At 45.1% G+C, this 16610-nt stretch carries 22 protein-coding genes; all 22 read right to left on the bottom strand.

The window, feature by feature from the left end:
* Positions 1-14: 14 nt before the first annotated feature.
* Positions 15-719, bottom strand: coding sequence for a hypothetical protein (locus GSF04_RS10120; RefSeq protein WP_249122465.1), 705 nt, complete (start codon positions 717-719; stop codon positions 15-17).
* Positions 720-729: 10 nt separating this feature from the next.
* Entirely contained in the window at positions 730-3813 is a 3084-nt protein-coding gene (locus GSF04_RS10115; protein WP_211859447.1) for a hypothetical protein, read from the bottom strand.
* A 3-nt stretch (positions 3814-3816) separates the two neighbouring features.
* Entirely contained in the window at positions 3817-4365 is a 549-nt protein-coding gene (locus GSF04_RS10110) for a hypothetical protein (protein WP_211859446.1), read from the bottom strand.
* Between the two features lie 26 nt (positions 4366-4391).
* Positions 4392-5318 carry a phage tail protein gene (locus GSF04_RS10105; protein ID WP_211859445.1) on the bottom strand — a complete coding sequence of 309 codons (927 nt, stop codon included), beginning with the start codon at positions 5316-5318 and terminating at the stop codon, positions 4392-4394.
* Position 5319: 1 nt separating this feature from the next.
* Positions 5320-6162, bottom strand: coding sequence for a baseplate J/gp47 family protein (locus GSF04_RS10100; RefSeq protein ID WP_211859444.1), 843 nt, complete (start codon positions 6160-6162; stop codon positions 5320-5322).
* An 8-nt stretch (positions 6163-6170) separates the two neighbouring features.
* Positions 6171-6539 carry a hypothetical protein gene (locus GSF04_RS10095; RefSeq protein ID WP_211859443.1) on the bottom strand — a complete coding sequence of 123 codons (369 nt, stop codon included), beginning with the start codon at positions 6537-6539 and terminating at the stop codon, positions 6171-6173.
* A 2-nt stretch (positions 6540-6541) separates the two neighbouring features.
* Positions 6542-7300, bottom strand: a complete 759-nt coding sequence (locus GSF04_RS10090; protein ID WP_211859442.1) for a hypothetical protein — start codon at positions 7298-7300, stop codon at positions 6542-6544.
* 1 nt (position 7301) lies between these two features.
* A complete protein-coding gene (locus GSF04_RS10085) occupies positions 7302-7838 on the bottom strand; it encodes a phage tail protein (protein WP_069020287.1) in 537 nt (178 codons plus the stop codon).
* A 62-nt stretch (positions 7839-7900) separates the two neighbouring features.
* A complete protein-coding gene (locus GSF04_RS10080) occupies positions 7901-8647 on the bottom strand; it encodes a phage tail protein I (protein WP_211859441.1) in 747 nt (248 codons plus the stop codon).
* Positions 8628-9584, bottom strand: a complete 957-nt coding sequence (locus GSF04_RS10075; RefSeq protein ID WP_211859440.1) for a baseplate J/gp47 family protein — start codon at positions 9582-9584, stop codon at positions 8628-8630. Before GSF04_RS10075 ends, GSF04_RS10080 begins: the two co-directional genes overlap by 20 nt.
* 59 nt (positions 9585-9643) lie before the next feature.
* Positions 9644-10108, bottom strand: coding sequence for a hypothetical protein (locus GSF04_RS10070; RefSeq protein ID WP_211859439.1), 465 nt, complete (start codon positions 10106-10108; stop codon positions 9644-9646).
* Between the two features lie 11 nt (positions 10109-10119).
* Entirely contained in the window at positions 10120-10890 is a 771-nt protein-coding gene (locus GSF04_RS10065) for a hypothetical protein (RefSeq protein ID WP_211859438.1), read from the bottom strand.
* Positions 10891-11020: 130 nt separating this feature from the next.
* Positions 11021-11332, bottom strand: a complete 312-nt coding sequence (locus tag GSF04_RS10060) for a hypothetical protein (RefSeq protein ID WP_211859437.1) — start codon at positions 11330-11332, stop codon at positions 11021-11023.
* Positions 11333-11342: 10 nt separating this feature from the next.
* Complete coding sequence (locus GSF04_RS10055; RefSeq protein ID WP_211859436.1) at positions 11343-12119, bottom strand: phage tail protein; 777 nt, start codon at positions 12117-12119, stop codon at positions 11343-11345.
* 9 nt (positions 12120-12128) lie between these two features.
* The gene (locus tag GSF04_RS10050; protein WP_019647288.1) at positions 12129-12674 is read right to left on the bottom strand and encodes a phage tail protein; all 546 of its coding nucleotides are present in this window, start codon (positions 12672-12674) and stop codon (positions 12129-12131) included.
* Positions 12675-13075: 401 nt separating this feature from the next.
* Positions 13076-13987, bottom strand: a complete 912-nt coding sequence (locus GSF04_RS10045; protein ID WP_211859435.1) for a phage tail protein I — start codon at positions 13985-13987, stop codon at positions 13076-13078.
* Positions 13988-13995: 8 nt separating this feature from the next.
* A complete protein-coding gene (locus GSF04_RS10040) occupies positions 13996-14838 on the bottom strand; it encodes a baseplate J/gp47 family protein (RefSeq protein ID WP_069020304.1) in 843 nt (280 codons plus the stop codon).
* Positions 14839-14898: 60 nt separating this feature from the next.
* Positions 14899-15147, bottom strand: coding sequence for a hypothetical protein (locus tag GSF04_RS10035; RefSeq protein WP_010378331.1), 249 nt, complete (start codon positions 15145-15147; stop codon positions 14899-14901).
* A complete protein-coding gene (locus tag GSF04_RS10030; RefSeq protein WP_211859434.1) occupies positions 15144-15551 on the bottom strand; it encodes a 3TM-type holin in 408 nt (135 codons plus the stop codon). The genes GSF04_RS10035 and GSF04_RS10030 overlap by 4 nt, the downstream gene beginning before the upstream one ends.
* A complete protein-coding gene (locus tag GSF04_RS10025; protein ID WP_211859433.1) occupies positions 15539-15958 on the bottom strand; it encodes a glycoside hydrolase family protein in 420 nt (139 codons plus the stop codon). The genes GSF04_RS10030 and GSF04_RS10025 overlap by 13 nt, the downstream gene beginning before the upstream one ends.
* 20 nt (positions 15959-15978) lie before the next feature.
* On the bottom strand, positions 15979-16341 hold the full coding sequence (locus tag GSF04_RS10020) for a hypothetical protein (RefSeq protein WP_039496108.1): 363 nt from the start codon (positions 16339-16341) through the stop codon (positions 15979-15981).
* Positions 16316-16594 carry a helix-turn-helix transcriptional regulator gene (locus GSF04_RS10015; RefSeq protein WP_010378322.1) on the bottom strand — a complete coding sequence of 93 codons (279 nt, stop codon included), beginning with the start codon at positions 16592-16594 and terminating at the stop codon, positions 16316-16318. The genes GSF04_RS10020 and GSF04_RS10015 overlap by 26 nt, the downstream gene beginning before the upstream one ends.
* Between the last annotated feature and the right edge of the window lie 16 nt (positions 16595-16610).

Here is a 16610-nt window from a genome sequence, read left to right as displayed (position 1 = left end):
GAGAAGGTAGAGGTTTAGTAAGGTTCAATCCAGAGGTCGGATTGCTGCTCTGCGGCAAGTAAACAAGCTTGCGTAAGTTGTGCTTTGGTTACTTCGGCCACATTGTTATTAGCAAGTACCCAGCGCTGTGTGTCACTGTCTGTCATCAGTAGTATGGCTCGAACCATACGTTGCTGACTTTGTTCGTCACCATCAAACACCAGACCATCAACTTCAACGGCGATTGACGCCACATTCGCTGCACGCTGACTTTTAAAGCGTTCACGTTTGGTGTCTGCAATTTGTTGTTCAGTATGCGCAAGGGTCGCAGGATGGTGATAAGCCATTCGCGCTTCGTCGTCGTACTCTATGCGCGATTCAACAGTTTCAGTGGTTAATGCTAAATCCACCTCCACATGCTCAACACGATAGCAAGCTCTTCTCACTTGCAAGTCCAGCATAGGCTCCGCTGGTAGTGGCGGCACAGGCATTAGTTCATCTGGGTTAGCGGCATTGTGCGCTTGCGCCTCAGCTATCTGTGCTTGCACTTCTGTCGTTTCAGTCTGCCACGCGGCATGCGCCTCGCGATATGCGGCTTCTTCTTGCTCAATGGCAAGTTGTAGCACCTCGTCAATCTGCTCTTGAGGGTGACGCAGCATTATTTTTGTTTGCACGTCCGTATAGCTCAGCGTTAAGGCCTCTACTGCATCAGCCGTGAGGTTCTCAGCCTCAGTATTCATTACAATCTCCTTATCCATTGTGTGCAATCCCTATTGGGAATAGGGTGTGATGGCAGAACACTTTGACGGTATTGCCGTTGAGATCGGTTTTGGTGTTTTCGCGATCGATAATTGGGATGGTTTGATCGTCGCCCCAGTCATTGTTGTGAACTCTAATGAGTGAATATTCTACGCCTGAACTTGTCATGATGCGGCCGTCATTTGCTACGCGATAGCCATCAAATGCAGACGCTGAAAAAGTGAAGTTCAACCTATCTTGTACCGCAATGACAGGTCTGTTTAAGTGACCGTTATCAAACCCTTGCAGCCTGTATACCTTCCCTTTAACAACGCTCGCCTCAACGCCGGCTTCAATGACTTCAACATCACTTAGATGAATTGATTTATATTTGAGTTCCGTACCATGAAACTGTAAATACAGCAGCCCGTTCTTTTCAGTAATTGTCGATAACGCTTTTACTGCTGGCGAATTATCATTTGGAACATCAAGATTTAATGGTTCATGGATTGGTTCATCACCTGCACGAGATGTCCATCCAAGGGTTTGGTTTGGGCTATAATAAGCGTGCTTTGAAACATTAAGATGCTCTTGAAAGTATGCACTGCTATTACGTTTGCCTACTAACCCTGTAAGGCTGGATTGCAATCGATTTCCATATTGATTCAAATATGCTTGGGTCGCATAGACTCGCCCAATATCCCCACAGATCGCTGAGTTTGTTGCTGCATGAGTGAACACGGAGTCTGACTCATACTGCAACAATGCCACGGCATTGGCATTCCAGCTTACTGAATTTATATTTTTTACAGGATCAAACTGCACATTATTTTTAACCCAAGTTTGTCCCTGGTCGATAGTAAAGGTTGCTGATAACGTATCACCGGATAGTTTCCGATTTAGTGGATAGCCAGCTGTCCCGTCTGGTAACTTTGGTATCCATTGACCTTGTACACCATCAGGAAATGTAGATTTAAAGTTATCAGGCGTAGCAACAATGTCAGTCCAAGGCAAAATATCAAATTCTGCATTACTTTGATCTGTAGGAAATAATAGCTCAGCCTGTATTGTTGATGCTCTACCTGTATTGAACCAATTTAAATTTCCCGTGTTTGGGTTAGTAAGGGCAATCAAGTTGCCATTTCCCTCAATAGAGAATTCATCCAAAACCAACCATTGATTGAGAGTGACGCCACCAGCAAAAGTAGTTAAGTTTGTATTCCCCTCGTCAGTAAACTTTATTGCAATTGGAGATGCTTTAAATTTAGTTTGGTTTGGGTAGCTTGAGATTAATCTGCTACCGTTGTATAGCTTGTCATCTCCAATTAGGCTACTTTCTGAACTCATGCCTTTTTTAAACAAATAAATTGTGACAGCTGAGTCATAGCAGTTGCCCGATTTTACCTTGGTAAATGGAAGCGTTTCCTTACCTCTGAACTTAGCCGCAATGGCATCACTCAGCTTACTTTCTCTCACTTTTTCTGTATGAAGCTTCTTAGCATTCAAACGTAAGTCTTCGACTTGACCTGCATAGATTGCGTCATGATATTTGTATTGGTCCGGCCGTCCGCTATAAGCAACACTAATGCTACCCCAATCGATTCCACCTGCAGGTATTCTCGCTATATTGGAATCAAAACAGTGCTGTGTGGATACTGGTTTTTGTTTTAAAGCAGGACTATTCCATGTCACAGCATGACCTTGACTATCAGGCATATCACTACGTGAAAAACCTGCCGTTCCCAATGGGTTGTAACTCGGATGATAGGCACCTTGGTTGAGGCGCTGTACCAAAGCAATTGGTAAAGCATAACATTTGTTGTTTGACGATACGCCAGACACTGGTGAACCATCATACTGACAAGCCACGAATGCGCCTAGGCCTGCTTCAGAATTCGATAGTACTGTAAATGGTGTTTTATACATCCCCCTATTACCTGCAGGGTGAGCACCTAAATCAAGTAATTCAGTACTTGCTCCTTGAGGCTTAACCACACTTGTTTGGTTGCCAGAACTGTAGCCCAAAAATTGATTGATGACTGTTACGCCGTCGGCTTGAACTCGATACCAATTATCCCCAACTCCCTCAACAACCCTAACTCGATATCTAACCTGAATATACGCTTTTGCCTTTGGGTCGTAGTAAATATTATGCTCAGGCTCTCCAAGGAAAATAGCCTTTTGCGACTCCGTTAGCGATGACCATTTAACGCCATGCCCTTTTGTATCAGCGTCCCACTCTCCAAACGCTGAATACCCCTGAGCAACGAGATTATTACGAAGGGTAATGCCTTTATAATTATTTGCGCCATATTGCACATTCCCTAGCGGATACACGATGTCTTTATCAGCAATTTTCTCGTGCCAAGATTCCAGAAACACTAAGTCTTTACGAGAGGTGATCACCTTATTGGTAGCGGTTTCTGCTGTAAATGCGGTTGCAGCATCGTTGTGCTGGGTGACGGTGCCAGACGCTGAATCATAGGTTTTGGTGCCGTCTGGGGCCATCGGAAATCTAACTTTATTAATTATATAAGATCGAGCACAAGCAACATTTTCCAATTTATGGGATACACCATCAACTACTGCTATAGGGTAGTCTGTTAGCGATATGCCTTTGGAGTTTACATCTTTACCACTACGGCCGAGGAAAAACGTATTTCGCTCTGGGGATATGGCCTGCCATATACCGTCATTGATATTACAGTTTTCATCTATGGATTCTTTTCCCCACTCAACAAACCCACTTCCCGCATATTGCTGTTTACGCATGTCGCGCAGTGCATCAAACTGGGCTTTGGTCATTACATGGGGATGCGGGTTAACGCTTTGTGCATCTGCAATCAGTGATTTAAGTGTTGGCAGTGTATGGCTGTTGCCATTTAGATCTTTGAGGTTGACGCTGCCAGACTGAGTTTGCCAATCATTCAGTGCTTGGTTGTTCTGATTAACCGTTTGATAGGTATGAGCAATATCTTGCTTAACCTGATCAATTTCCTGTAAGCCTTCGGTGATATTGTTGGCAAGTTGAACACTTGCTTCGGTTTGCTCCGTTGCAGCCTGTTGCAACTGGGCAAGTTGTGATTCTATGGTCATGTATTATCCTATGTTTGCTTTGCGCAGGCGCATCGCCAGTTGCATGGTTTGGTTAGCTTGCTGAATTAGACTTTTACCTTGTCTAAGATGTGCATAAACAGATGTAGCCAGCTCTTTTGCCATAAAAATATTGGTGTTAAGCACGCCTGTTTCAAAACTGACTTGCTGTGCAGGCAGCGCTGCGAGGTTAAGCGAAATGACCTCTAACCAGGCTACGTCTTTGCTTTTATGATTCAGCACTTCGCCCCCTGCGCTATATACCGCGACTAAGGTGCTGTCAGACCAAATTCCTAATTCTTTGACTGGGTAATCGGCTTCCCCTTCAAACACTGCGCTAAAACGCACTTGTGTTGCAGTGAGTTGCTCCGCCTGTAAAATCGGGACCTTTTGGCGCTCTTGTCGTAACTGAGTTTGCAAGTGAGACGCGATATAACCTGCGCTTCCTGCGGACAAATGCGTCAACGTAAAAGCTTGCCCTTGCTCTAGCGCCTGCGTCAATTTGGCAAGCCCCGGTGTCGTCCATACAACAGAGGCAAATTGTGATGATTGCATTGAGAATTCCATTTATTTGAGGAGTGCTATTCTGGGAGTACCACTTGGAAACGACTACAATGAACATTAAGCCGTCCAGTGGTGGCGAGCGCAGCTGAGAGCGGCATCATTTGACGATGTTGCCAATGTACAGTCGTTGCATGAAGCGGATCACCAAAAAACGCATCGGCTTTAGTCCAGCTTTGTTGCCACTCACCCTGCCACGAGCGTGTTGACCACACGCGATGCTGCGAAAGCAGCCTGATTCGGGCTGAGCTCACAGGCAGTTGTGAAGGCTCTTTGTCACTGAGCTTATATTCACTCAAGCGTTTTGTGGTGAGGTAATGACTGCGCTGACTATGTGTTCTACTGAGGTGTGTAGAGGCATTCGTCACGTTATGACTCACACCTTGCTGGTGGCTGCGGCCAAAGCTGACTTTGCATAGCGTGTTATCGCCATCATGAAATGGCACGCCAGAAACATCAGATAGAAGCGCCCCAAAACCACTTTGAGACAACTTCAGTTCACGCACATCATAACCATGATAAATACGTGAGAGCTTAGCTCTTACCGGGGCAGATAGTCCAAGCAGCTGATGTATATCTTTCAGCGCCTTGTTCCCTGGAATTTTGCCAGATGCCAATTGATAGCGATAAAAGTGGCGTCCGGGTTTATCAACCGCAAGTTCAGCCTCGTCAAAGTTGAGCCAATTGAGCGCGATGCCTACACTTTTTGGTGTACCACGAAGTCGCTGCCAAACCAGACCTTCCTTGATGGTTTCGCGAAGATCTTGGCTGTAGGGCAAAATAGCTTCTAAGCCATACTCCCAAACGAGCCACATCAGCAAGTTGTCGTGCGGTTCGGCCTTAAACCCAGATAACCTTGAGATACCCGTATGAATATCGTCACTCACGGCAACACTTTGCTGCAATCGCCGTTGCAGCAAAGTGTGATTAGAAGGTAATAACGTCATCTTAGCCTCGCTTTAATGTCAGCGAGATTGACTTGGGCATAACGTACTGATGGGCTGCCACATCAATTAACTGTGTTGGAGCAAGCAGTTCGATATGCCTAATTCCCGTACTATGTAATTGTGCATGCAGCCAGCTTGGCGTTAAATCCCAGCCAAGTGTCGTGATGTTGAGCCAGTTGTCTTGCAACGTTTGCTCCAGCTTATTGATAATAAGTTCAGAAGCATGAGTATTGAGATAAAGCTCAGCTTCAACATCTACCCAAACGGGCTGTGCAAGTTTGACCTCTAACGTGTCTGTTAGCATTTTCACCGAGTCGTCAAATAGCCTCTCTTTCACTTGTGCTAAAACCTGTTCTGCATTAGTGTCAAACTTTGCCAGTACCGTTACCACCACCAGCCCATCCCCTGGGCTTTGCACCGACACATCCTTGATTAATCCCGGTGCAGCTTCAATGGCTTGATGACGATAATGCGCCGCACTACCTGCCGTACTGGACGCTATGGTGCTGTTGCGAATACGCATTCGTAAGGTTTCGTCATGCTCATCGGGCAACCGAGCCACCCCATAAAAAGCGCCAAGATGCTCAAGATCGGCGCCTTGGCTGGTGGCTAACAAATTAGCCGCCGCGGCTTCATTGACACGCTGTCGTAATAACAGCTCGCGATAGCTTTCAACTTGCAAACAAATCGCAAGCGGCGAGCTTTCAAGCGCTAACGCTTCGGCATATTCAGGTGCAAGTTCAATAAAACGTTGTTTACGTGCTTGGAACAGGCTTTCGAAATCAAGTGGTTCAAGGATATTTGGCGCTGGCAAAGTGGAAAGATCGATTGATTGATTTGCCATAGAGTGCCTTATTCTGAGGACGTTAAAATGCTTGCAACACCAGTAGCGCGAGATTCAATTTCTTGGTAAACATTTTCAGCGCCTTTACCTTGATAGGGAAACTGAATTTCATTATTCAGCACTTTTGTGGTTAATGTACCTAGGCTGTCACGCCCCTGTGATGCCGCTGCACGCATCTCGGCAAGTGTTGTTGCTTTGCTGAGGCCATCAAGCAGTTTAATAAACTCAACTAATACTAGGTGGCTTGTATCTGCAGTAGTCCCAAGAATAGATTCTACATCCGCCACTGCTCGGCTTATTTGCCCGCGTTTGACTTGCTTGTCTAGGTACGCGAGTGTCGCTAAATGGTCTTGTTGTGAAGGAATTTGTTCTTGCATAATTACACCTCGATTCTTGGATAGTTAATAACACGGTCAACAGCAAAAGTGGCGTTACCACCAAATTCAACGATATTTTGTGGTGTTTTGTCACTGCCAACGGGCGATGGGAGCATGTTGACAAAGCGAACAAATAGCATTGAATAAGGGTGCAAACCATGAAGCTTAATTGTGTCAATAGTCTGAGTGGTTGCACATGCATTCCACCCACCTGTACTTTTTGGCTGAAGGCCTAAACGCTCAACCTCAGCGTTAATCTGGTCACTTGTTGCTTCATAGTTTGCTAATACAAATTGAGGAAAGCTTCTAGACCAATCATGACTATATTGATCTTCTTCACTGTGACCAGGTGCATAACTATAACTACGAGTCAGATGTACTTTGGTAAGCGCCTGAGGGGCTGGATAGGTGTAGTAACCCTGCGTAGCGATAGGTACTTTCACCCATTTTGAAATATGTGGTGCTTCAGGTTCAGCTTCTATATTTAACGAGCTCTTAGAATGATCCGCCCTATCATAATAATTAATTCGCAAGTCAGAATGGCTATCTGCAAAGTTGAGGATCGCTTGATCTGTTTTTGCTCCTGCCAAACCAATCGCTTCGCTAATATCTTGCTGCGCATCACTTAGTGCATGATTAATCTCCCCCATTTTGCCGATCACGGTTTGGGTTAGGGCATTATTTGAATCGATTAATTTGCCGTTCTCGGCTTGCAGTGCGGCGATGCGCTGCTCTAATGTCATTGGCTGATAATCCGCCATATTACACTCCTAGCTGTAGTAGTCTGTTGTTGAATTGAATTTGTCGGTGATTCGCTTGAATTTGTGCACTCAGTTGTTGGGTTTGTGCCACCAGCATGTCGAGAAATTCACCGGCATAAAAAAGCGTTAAATCGCCTGTAGTATTAATCGTGATAGCGTCTACGGGTGCAGCACTTAACAGCAGATCAAACCCTTGTACAATTTGTGCAATGGGAGTTTGATAAAAAAGTACATTTTGCGGGTGAGACCAAACGGCAAACAAAGTGCCATCGGCAAGATAAAAACCCACTTCGCGCACCGCGTACTCAGCATCGTCAATAAAATGTCCGGTAATATGAAATTGCCCGTCACCAACAACTTGCCCGCCGGCAATCGCCACTCGATTTTTTTCACCTCGCAGCCTAGTTTGGCTACGAGACGGCGTATAGCCAGAAGTGCCTACCGCAATCGCGCTAATATCAATGGTAAAACCATTGGCTTTGGCATTAACGGCCGCGTTTAATCCCGCCTGCGTAATAAGCGGCGTAAATTGTTCCATGAGTCATTCCTTTAGAGTCTGTTAATCTTCAAGTTTGTTTTTGCAGCAGCTTTGTTTAGGTATTAATAGCAATAAAACGACTGTCGCTGGATTTGAATAGCAAAAGGCGCTGCGTGAACATACAGGCTGGAAGCACTTTTAAGATCAGAGCGCACTTCACCGGATATTTTGCCCACCCCTTGCAAAACAGAAGTTCCAGCAAGATACGACTGGCTTAAATTTGCAACATTATCTGTTTGTTGAGGCATCCATGTTCGCTGGAGGCTCGCAGACTGACTGACGGTATTGAGTGATAAATTTGCACTTTGCTGTACACCTACACGCAAACTAATTTGGCTGCGGCATGGTTTTGTCATCACCACAGCTTGCCAAAGTTGTGCTTGCAACTTAGGAGTCAGTAACGTGCTGCCTGCTGGATCTAGGTTCTGAGCGGCCAAAGCAATGATCTGTGCAGAATGCGGCGTAAACGCGTGAGGATTTTCTTGTTGCCACCACTCTTTAAGCTCAACTTTTGCAGCTAAAGTGGAGAGCGCGCTTTTTATCGCACTAACCGTCCCTTTTATTCGATGATCGGGCACGCTATTCGCTATAATCTTGCGCTTCACTTCAATTGGCCAAGCGCTATCCCAAAAGTCCACACTGAGTGCATCCGCAAGCCAAGGTAAAAAATGCTCGGGACATCGCCACGGATCCCAAAGGCTACCAAGTGGAACAGGAGTCGCGGAAACTTTGCGTAGCGCCTTTGCCAGCGCATGCTCAAGCTTAGTACTTGCGTGCGGTAATAGTGTATTAAATATCTCTTCCTGCAATGTTTATCTCCACTTGTGTACAAAACGCAGCCTGCCAAGGGGTATTGATAATGTCGGCGGTAGGTGAGAGCAGCTCAACACGTTGCACACCTGCTTGGTGTAGCGCACTAAAAAGCCCAGATAAACGAATATCATGATTAAGTTTATGATGTGTTTTTAACCATTGCTGCACGCTTTGCTCTACCGTAGATCTCACGTTTTCTTCATCGGGGCCTGGATATAAATAAAGCGTGGCGCGGAGGGTAAATTCTTTTACTTCAGCTGAGAGTACTCGTGGCCTATCCGTCAAAGGCCTAATATCTTCTTGAAACAAATGTTCTGTAATTGCTGTGATTTCGTCTTGATTTGGTATGCCATTGCCTCTATCTGTCAGCACCGTTATCGCAACATCCCCCGGCGCGGCATCTTGAAGCCTAGCGGCATGGGTACAATGCAGCAATTTCGTATGCTCTGGTACTAAGTCTGATAATGGCGGCTCGACCTGAAGCTGCTCAAATTCGGGAGACTCAACAAAAACATCCTTAACTTGAGGTAAGGCTTTAAGCGTGTGAAAACAATACGCACCAATTGGCCCTGCTGTACTAAACCCTTCTAGTGCCAATTGAATACGCGCTCGAAAGCGCTCGTCACTCTCCCCAGATTCTCGTATCACCGCAAAACGATTCCCCAAATAATCGAGTTCACTGCCCGTGGCTTTTGCCAGCAACACCTGCTGCGCGCCTTCATTAATCTGTTTACGTAATAGCAGCTCTCGATAAGCAAAGACTTCCATCAGCTTGACGATGGGGTCGCTAGGTAACAGCTCAGAAAGTTCTGGGCAGGCGTGTTCTACGGCTTGCTTTAGTTCGTTATAAAGCGATTTAAATTCAACGGGTTCAAGTAAATCGGATGCGGGTAATTGACTAAGACTGACCGCACTGAAGTTAGTTAAAGACATAATGGGGCCTGTTATAAGGCACCCAATCAAAAATGACTGGGTGTTTGTGGTAGGTATGTTTAAGCGTTACTTTGCAGTGCTTGGCTTACGCCATTTGCACGCTCGGCGATTTCGTGCATCACTTGAGCTTCGCCTTTCACTTGATACGGAAAAGTTAAGCTTCCCGATTGCACATCAGCGTGGATATGGCCAATTTTATCTTTAAGTCCACTCACAGAAGCTCTAACGTCATCCAGTGATTGCGCGGTGCTAAGTGAAGTAACCAAACTGCTCAGCTCTTTCAGCAGTAATTGTGCCGTATCTGCCGTTGTACCGAGCAATGTATCTGTGTCTGCAACTTGTTGAGCAATTTGCTCACGCGCAGAATGCTTGCTCTGTAGTGCTGTCTCAACTGCGCTTAACTCTAGTGTGAATGTTGTTCCCACTCCAAATGTGTCTTCAACAAACTCTTGCGTTACAAAATGTGGGGTATTGGCGTCGTAGAACTTGTCAACAATATGGTTATTTACTATTAGTTTTGCCATTTTTATTCTCCTTAGTCGTAAGCATTTTGTGTAGCGTCACCTAAATAGGCGAATTGTCCCCAGTCATCCAAAGGTACTTCTCCTGTCACAACTGCAGGAAGGGCAATTTGAATCACGCCAGTTTCATCCTCAGGTTTACCTTCACCAGGAACGTAAGGATGACAATGACCATATCTATTTCGGCCAAAACTCATGACCTTACCACAAAGCTTTGCGTCTTGATTTGCTTCTAAGCCTTCACACCACCAATTGTTTGGTACTGTCCCTCGAATATGTTTCACAACCGCAGCTGCTGTTACAACGGTAGGCGCTCTAAAGTACTGGTACATTAAATACGCAAATAGATGTGCACTCTCGCCTCGACGATTTGGGTAATATTCCAGCTCCCAAATATTAAATTTACCTGCAAAGTATTTGGTGTCGGAATTAATTGCTCGTAAAAATTCTCTTGCAAGCGGTGTTCTTTGGTCTGTTTCGACTCCGTTTGTAACTGTTTCTAAAAGCCTCGCTTCTTTTACATAACCACCACTCCAGAAGAGTGGAAAAGTCCCTGCCTCATTGGGAATTAATGCTTGGTTTTTAGTCACGCGAAAATGCGACTGCTTTTTGCGGGCAGAGTCAAACCTTTGATCTATTTTGCCTAACTCCGAGTTGACTTTATTTTTTGCATCAACAACGCTGCTAGTTAAAGTCGCCGTAATATCTTGAATTTTATTATCGACGGTTGCGGTGAGGTCGTTTGACGCCTCAATCAATTTGGCAATATCTTGTTCTAATGCCATATTTTTTCTCCATATGGTTAATACAATTTGTAAAAGGAATACTGAGTGTTATCTCAGCGGTAAATCAGGCACAAAAAAAGCCCACCGAATGGTGGGCTTAATAGCCTAAAGTCGTTGTAGATTGGTGTTATCAGGGTTTTGGATAGCGGTTTTTAATGGTGCTTCGCGCTTGCAGCCACGCAGTTTTTGCCGCTTGTGCGGCTTCACTCGTTTCACCAAGCTCGGCCATTGCCGCTAAGTAATCGAAGGCAAGACCATCTGACTCGCTCTGGTAAGCAAAACTTCTAGCATGCATACATTGCGCTGCAAGCTGAGCCTGCTTTGCCTCAGCTAAAATGCCCGGAATATCAGCACTGGCTACTCCTAAGTCTGCCAGTGTTTTTTCATCTGCCGGTACATTGATAAGTTCATCATCACCGATTTTTAAGGTTTTAATTTCCATTGTGACTCCTTTAAGCTGTTGGTGGTGTATATGGATGGTTTGCGTATGGAATAGAGCTTAGTGTTGGGGCTAAGCGCTCGGCAAATGGAATTGGCTCTGCGTACCAACGAACAGACCATGTGTCACTGGTTGTTTCGTAAATATTTCTTCTATTCATATCCGCACCGTCATGGTATTTGACATCACCAGTCCAGTTTTTGATTATACGATAGCTTAAGCCTCCGCCCCTTAGATACAAACCACTAAATGCTCTGCACCACGGCCCCACACTTCCATCGGTTCCTCCACCATAACTATCTAGTGTTGCGTCTACTTTTTCAGATTTACAGTGCGCAGCGAAACTAAGGTGACTTACAGTTGGGTTATAACGCTCATGAAAACGCTTAATTTGCATAAAGTTAGCATCACCATCCCAAGCATAGGCATTACCTTCCAGCTCTAACAGAAGCCCTGCTTGGTGAGGCCGGTTCGGATCTAAAGGCTTGGTATCTGAGTTCCAAGCATAATCTCGAGCGATAGTCAGTTTACTTGTCCCAGCGTAATTACCAGGAAAACGCCACCACACCGGATAAAAATAATCCTTTGAACCGCCGATAAAAATATCCTGAACATAGCGTGTTTCTGGCACCGCCTCTTGAATAAATTTGTCGACATCTTGCTCTTTTTTCGCAATACGCGTGTCAAAGACAGCCATTTGGTTATCGAGCTGCTGCGCCTTGTTATCTACCACCGCCGTTAAGGCATCCGTAGACTGAATGAGATTAGCAATATCTTGTTCTAATGCCATGAGTTGCTCCTATAAAATTCCTTTGTCCATCAACTCAAACTTCTGTTTAAGATGACGAGTCATATTGTTAATTTGCGCAGCGCCTAGCTTGGCAAGTTCAGGGGCGATAAGAATATTTAGATTAACGCCGTTATCGACGATGGTAACGGCGTCGGCAGGCACGCCCGTTAGCACCAAATCAAAAGCAAGAAGTAAATCGACTTCCGCCGATTTATAAGCAATAGGTCTATCTGGTGAAGAATACACCGCAAATAGCACCTCTTGTGTTTGGCCATTTGCTTCGCTTTCGATATAAAAGCCCACTTCATTGACCCAAAAGTTGTGATCGGTATCATCAATCACACTCATATGGATTTGGGCATTTCCCTTATCTTCGCCACTTGCCACCATAATGCGGTGGACTTCTTGTTGTAGCTGGCGGCGGCCTTGATCTGGCGTATAATTGCCAGTGCCAAGTCCTACCTTGCTGATCTTCGCTTGAAAGCCATTTTTTTGGGCGTTAAATACTGCTTCCAAACCCGCGGTGGTGATGGTCGGCCGTAAAATCGTGCTCACAGCACCTGTCTCCTTTTGTTGAGTAATATCAACCCGCATCAATACACAACTCATTTAATAAGCTGATTTATTAAGCACATTGATATGAAATGACAGCAATGGGTTTTATACCAATAGGTACTACCGCTGGGTAAACGCTGATGACATCAATTGAAGTGTTTATTCGCTATTCCAATAGCGGTTGTAGGCTAAATTGCTGCGATGATTAATACCAATTTGCTTAATTAAGTGAGCTATTTTGAGGCGAGAAAATCTTGTCGATAACTCCGCTACCGCGTCCTGCTATCGCTAAGGTACCTACATCCATGTAGGCAAGGCGAAAATTTTGCTATTTAGTTGTTCTAAATGAGAAATTTTTAACGCCGTTAGCGTCAGATTTACTCCTTCAAATTGAGCACGTATTAAGACAAATTGGTATAAGTGTGGCAGTAGAATCTAGCCACTTGAAAACGACGATTAGTAAAGTGCAAAGTGCTCGCAAGTTCCGTCGTAAAGTCAAACTTGGCGGCAGGCAATCTTTGCTCATTGGTTAAATAAATTCGGCTAACCACATGACGACGGTTATTTAAGTGAAGCCCTACTCGCGCAGAGCTTTGTAAATACGCATTCACATGCTGGCTTTTCATATACCGGCCAGTTGCTGCGATTTGTTTATTGCTTGCCAATGCAAATGCCGCTGCTACGGTGGCTCCGGGTGCTTTTACGGCCTCAGTTTGCGCTGACTTTCTCGCAACTTGCAAGCCACTGGCAATAGAGGCTGTTTGCAGTGTTAGGCTCATTTTGGCACCGACTAAAAAGTCGAAATGGGCGCGTTTTGGTTTAGTACTATCGGTAACATCTTTAACGGCTTGGTAAAGCTCTGGGCTTAAGATCACAGCGTCACTGGTATACGGAATTTCATTCGCCCACGCGATAAACATAAAGGTATGTGGCTGCTTTGATTGATAAGGCGCCAGTGCTATATCATCAATTTCTTGAAACCATTCAAAAAACTCAACACTTACCCCTAGCGCTGCCAATGCTCGCTTTACCGAGCCAACCGTACCTTTGTGCTTATGTACTTTGACCGAATTGGCGATAAATGCCCGTTTAGTATCTACCGGCCAGCTTTCATCCCACTCATCTACTGATAAAGACCATGCAAGCCAAGGTAATAAAGCCTCAGGGCAGGTCTCTGGGTGCCATTGCTTGCCCACATATTCTGGGATAGTTGGTGTTACCTCAAGCTTACTCGGTAAGTCTTCAACTTGCTCAGCAATAGTGCGAACCAGCTTTGATGTGCCAGGTGGCAGTAATTTATGATAACTTGTCATAGCTCACCTTACTCCGTTGGAAAATGTAATTGCACATCGCGACAGTAAGCTGCATTTTTAGCACTTGGTGAGAGGTCGTCATGCATCGAGCGAAGCTTCACTTTTCTTACTCCTCCTTGATGCAAGGCATCAATAAGTCCCGAACTGGGTACTTCTTTCCCGAGCAAGTAATGCGATTGAATAAAGTTTTCAATTGCACGATGGATGGACACTTTAACCTGCTCCGTATTAATCCCTGCATTAAAGTAAATATCGGCTTCAATCGTGTAGGCCGTTGGCTCTACCAAATGCACGCGTACAAGGTCCGTAAGCGGTCTAACATCTTCGTCGTTGAGATAACGTAACACCTCTGTTCTCAGTGCTTCTTTATCTTCCAAAGTCACCACATCCGCAACTGGTAACACATGGACTTCAACAATGCCCGGCAATGTTGATTCAACAAATACGTCTTTCACTTTTGCAGAAGCGGTAAACGCATGGTACTGATAAGCACCTGATGTACCTCCCATTGAATGACTTTCAAGAGAAAGTGGGATCCGCAAACGATAGCGTTCATCCGATTCCGCTTCTTCTCTCGCCACACCGAACAAAACACCCAAATGATCCAAGTCACTGCCCGTAGCATATGCCACCATCACAGATTGTGCGGCGTCATTTACACGCTGCCTCAGCAATACCTCACGATAGGCAAAAAGCTCCATCAGCTTTATTGCTGGATCTGAGGGAAGAAATGGATAATCTGGAAACTGCTGTTGCAATTGCGCTTCTAATTCCTGATAAATAGCTTCATAGCTGACTGTCTCCAACACATCAGGTGCAGATAGGCGCGTCAAATCGATAGCATTATTCATGCTACTCTCCTTTTAAATGGGGTTGGATAAAGAAAGCCAATACGGCCGATAATAGCGGCGCTACGGACCCACTCTGCGGGCACCGAGCAACGTATCTAATTTTTTATCTATAGAATCTAAGCGCTTTTCGATGCGCTTTTGGTCTTCTTGGCGAATTTGCTTGAGGTGGTCAAGCTCTTGGGAGTTTGTGGTGATCCTTTTATCTAAGTCGCCAAGGTAAATAACACCAGACACCAACAGCGCAATGGTGGTGAGAATGTGGGCCAAATTAAACTCCTTTTTCATTTGCCATTGTTCAGGATGATTCACTTGCTGACCCCTTTTACTTTCTCAACGGTTCTAAGCCCTGCAAGCCCTAACATGGCAAGCGTAAGCTCTAACATCACATCCAGCGGCAACTCAGGCGTACCATGTTCAGGCATTAACCACTGTAGAATTGGATTAATCACGAACGAAAACAAAAAGCCTAGACCACACACCCACATCAAAAAAGGCCTCGCCCCCGCAACAAACACACTGCGATGCGCTGCTTGAACTTGATTGATCTGCGCTTGTACTAATGCATGCTTTGCTATTAGTCTCACCTTTAAATGCTCTTGCTTGAGTACTTCTTCTTCACTGGTAAACAATTCATCAAGAATATTGCCAATTGCTTCTATCGGAGCCACTGTTTTTGCAGAAAATAGGCTACCTAATAGACTCATGATTGCCATTCCCCAGAGATCATCTGTTGAGCAAGCTCTTGCGCGCGATTAGGCACTTGTCTTGCCCATCGGCTATCTAACATTTCAAGCGCAGCGGTATCAAAATCACCTTTTTCGACCGCTTGTAACATTCGACTAAAGTTAAGTAACCCTGTGATCCCTAAGTTAAATGCCATATTTACCAGCACCGCCATCCGTGCATCGTTGCAGTGTTGGATTGCAATCCTGCGTGCCACCGCCGCTTTGGCATTTTCTACATCGCTCGCAAGCAGTGATTCTGCTTCTTCTTCATCAATCCCCTTATCATCGAGATTTCGACCATAGCCAATAGTCAGCTTTCCCGCGGTACAAAGGTAAGGAAATTGGCGAAACCCCTCATGTTTTTTGAGTTGCTCTACTGTATTCATTACGGACATACAATTCCCCTTTATTGTTGCTAATGTGTCGACATATTAACCATCAAGCTTTGCTCAGCTTTCAATAACCAAAACTCCATTGAACGCTTGCTGTCAAAACCCAATGTTTTTGCTGCATCGACCACTTTGTTATGCATCATGTATTTAGCTCGGATTGCACGCTTACATTCTGGTCTAAGTAACTCAATTGATGCGGTAAGTTGAGCAATTTCATCTGGCACATGCATCTGCTCTGCACTCACGTATTTGCTTGATGAACTGCCAATAGCTTCAGTTGCAGCTTGACGGCTAAAGCCCTTACCTAGCTCTTTACTACACCAAAACTTACCCCAGCGCTTAAGGGCAGTACGTACCTGTTTAATTGTCACTTGCTTGTTGGTCATGGATTTTTCCTATCACTTCTAAAATATCGAGTAAGTACACATCTTCAACTAGGCCAATAACATCATTCCAGCGTGGGCTATATTCCCTATTTTCCCATCGTCTTAACGTACGCTCCTCAATACCATAATGAGCGGCTGATTCAGCTTGCGTGTAACCTCTGAGCTTTCGCGCAACACGAAGAATTTCGGCTCCTGTTGGAGCTGGTTTGCTTTGACCCACCAGTCTGGATGTGGTTGTGTTTATAAGTGTCATTGTTCTCCTTACCTCA

The organism is Pseudoalteromonas sp. A22, from assembly GCF_018141345.1.
GTDB lineage: Bacteria > Pseudomonadota > Gammaproteobacteria > Enterobacterales > Alteromonadaceae > Pseudoalteromonas > Pseudoalteromonas maricaloris.
This window is presented reverse-complemented; position numbering and strand designations above follow the sequence as displayed.

What these genes read in the sequence shown, in the direction of transcription:
- GSF04_RS10120 (WP_249122465.1), bottom strand. Translation starts at nt 719, where the DNA reads ATGAATACTGAGGCTGAGAACCTCACGGCTGATGCAGTAGAGGCCTTA.
- GSF04_RS10115 (WP_211859447.1), bottom strand. Translation starts at nt 3,813, where the DNA reads ATGACCATAGAATCACAACTTGCCCAGTTGCAACAGGCTGCAACGGAG.
- GSF04_RS10110 (WP_211859446.1), bottom strand. Translation starts at nt 4,365, where the DNA reads ATGCAATCATCACAATTTGCCTCTGTTGTATGGACGACACCGGGGCTT.
- GSF04_RS10105 (WP_211859445.1), bottom strand. Translation starts at nt 5,318, where the DNA reads ATGACGTTATTACCTTCTAATCACACTTTGCTGCAACGGCGATTGCAG.
- GSF04_RS10100 (WP_211859444.1), bottom strand. Translation starts at nt 6,162, where the DNA reads ATGGCAAATCAATCAATCGATCTTTCCACTTTGCCAGCGCCAAATATC.
- GSF04_RS10095 (WP_211859443.1), bottom strand. Translation starts at nt 6,539, where the DNA reads ATGCAAGAACAAATTCCTTCACAACAAGACCATTTAGCGACACTCGCG.
- GSF04_RS10090 (WP_211859442.1), bottom strand. Translation starts at nt 7,300, where the DNA reads ATGGCGGATTATCAGCCAATGACATTAGAGCAGCGCATCGCCGCACTG.
- GSF04_RS10085 (WP_069020287.1), bottom strand. Translation starts at nt 7,838, where the DNA reads ATGGAACAATTTACGCCGCTTATTACGCAGGCGGGATTAAACGCGGCC.
- GSF04_RS10075 (WP_211859440.1), bottom strand. Translation starts at nt 9,584, where the DNA reads ATGTCTTTAACTAACTTCAGTGCGGTCAGTCTTAGTCAATTACCCGCA.
- GSF04_RS10070 (WP_211859439.1), bottom strand. Translation starts at nt 10,108, where the DNA reads ATGGCAAAACTAATAGTAAATAACCATATTGTTGACAAGTTCTACGAC.
- GSF04_RS10065 (WP_211859438.1), bottom strand. Translation starts at nt 10,890, where the DNA reads ATGGCATTAGAACAAGATATTGCCAAATTGATTGAGGCGTCAAACGAC.
- GSF04_RS10060 (WP_211859437.1), bottom strand. Translation starts at nt 11,332, where the DNA reads ATGGAAATTAAAACCTTAAAAATCGGTGATGATGAACTTATCAATGTA.
- GSF04_RS10055 (WP_211859436.1), bottom strand. Translation starts at nt 12,119, where the DNA reads ATGGCATTAGAACAAGATATTGCTAATCTCATTCAGTCTACGGATGCC.
- GSF04_RS10045 (WP_211859435.1), bottom strand. Translation starts at nt 13,987, where the DNA reads ATGACAAGTTATCATAAATTACTGCCACCTGGCACATCAAAGCTGGTT.
- GSF04_RS10040 (WP_069020304.1), bottom strand. Translation starts at nt 14,838, where the DNA reads ATGAATAATGCTATCGATTTGACGCGCCTATCTGCACCTGATGTGTTG.
- GSF04_RS10030 (WP_211859434.1), bottom strand. Translation starts at nt 15,551, where the DNA reads ATGGCAATCATGAGTCTATTAGGTAGCCTATTTTCTGCAAAAACAGTG.
- GSF04_RS10025 (WP_211859433.1), bottom strand. Translation starts at nt 15,958, where the DNA reads ATGTCCGTAATGAATACAGTAGAGCAACTCAAAAAACATGAGGGGTTT.
- GSF04_RS10020 (WP_039496108.1), bottom strand. Translation starts at nt 16,341, where the DNA reads ATGACCAACAAGCAAGTGACAATTAAACAGGTACGTACTGCCCTTAAG.
- GSF04_RS10015 (WP_010378322.1), bottom strand. Translation starts at nt 16,594, where the DNA reads ATGACACTTATAAACACAACCACATCCAGACTGGTGGGTCAAAGCAAA.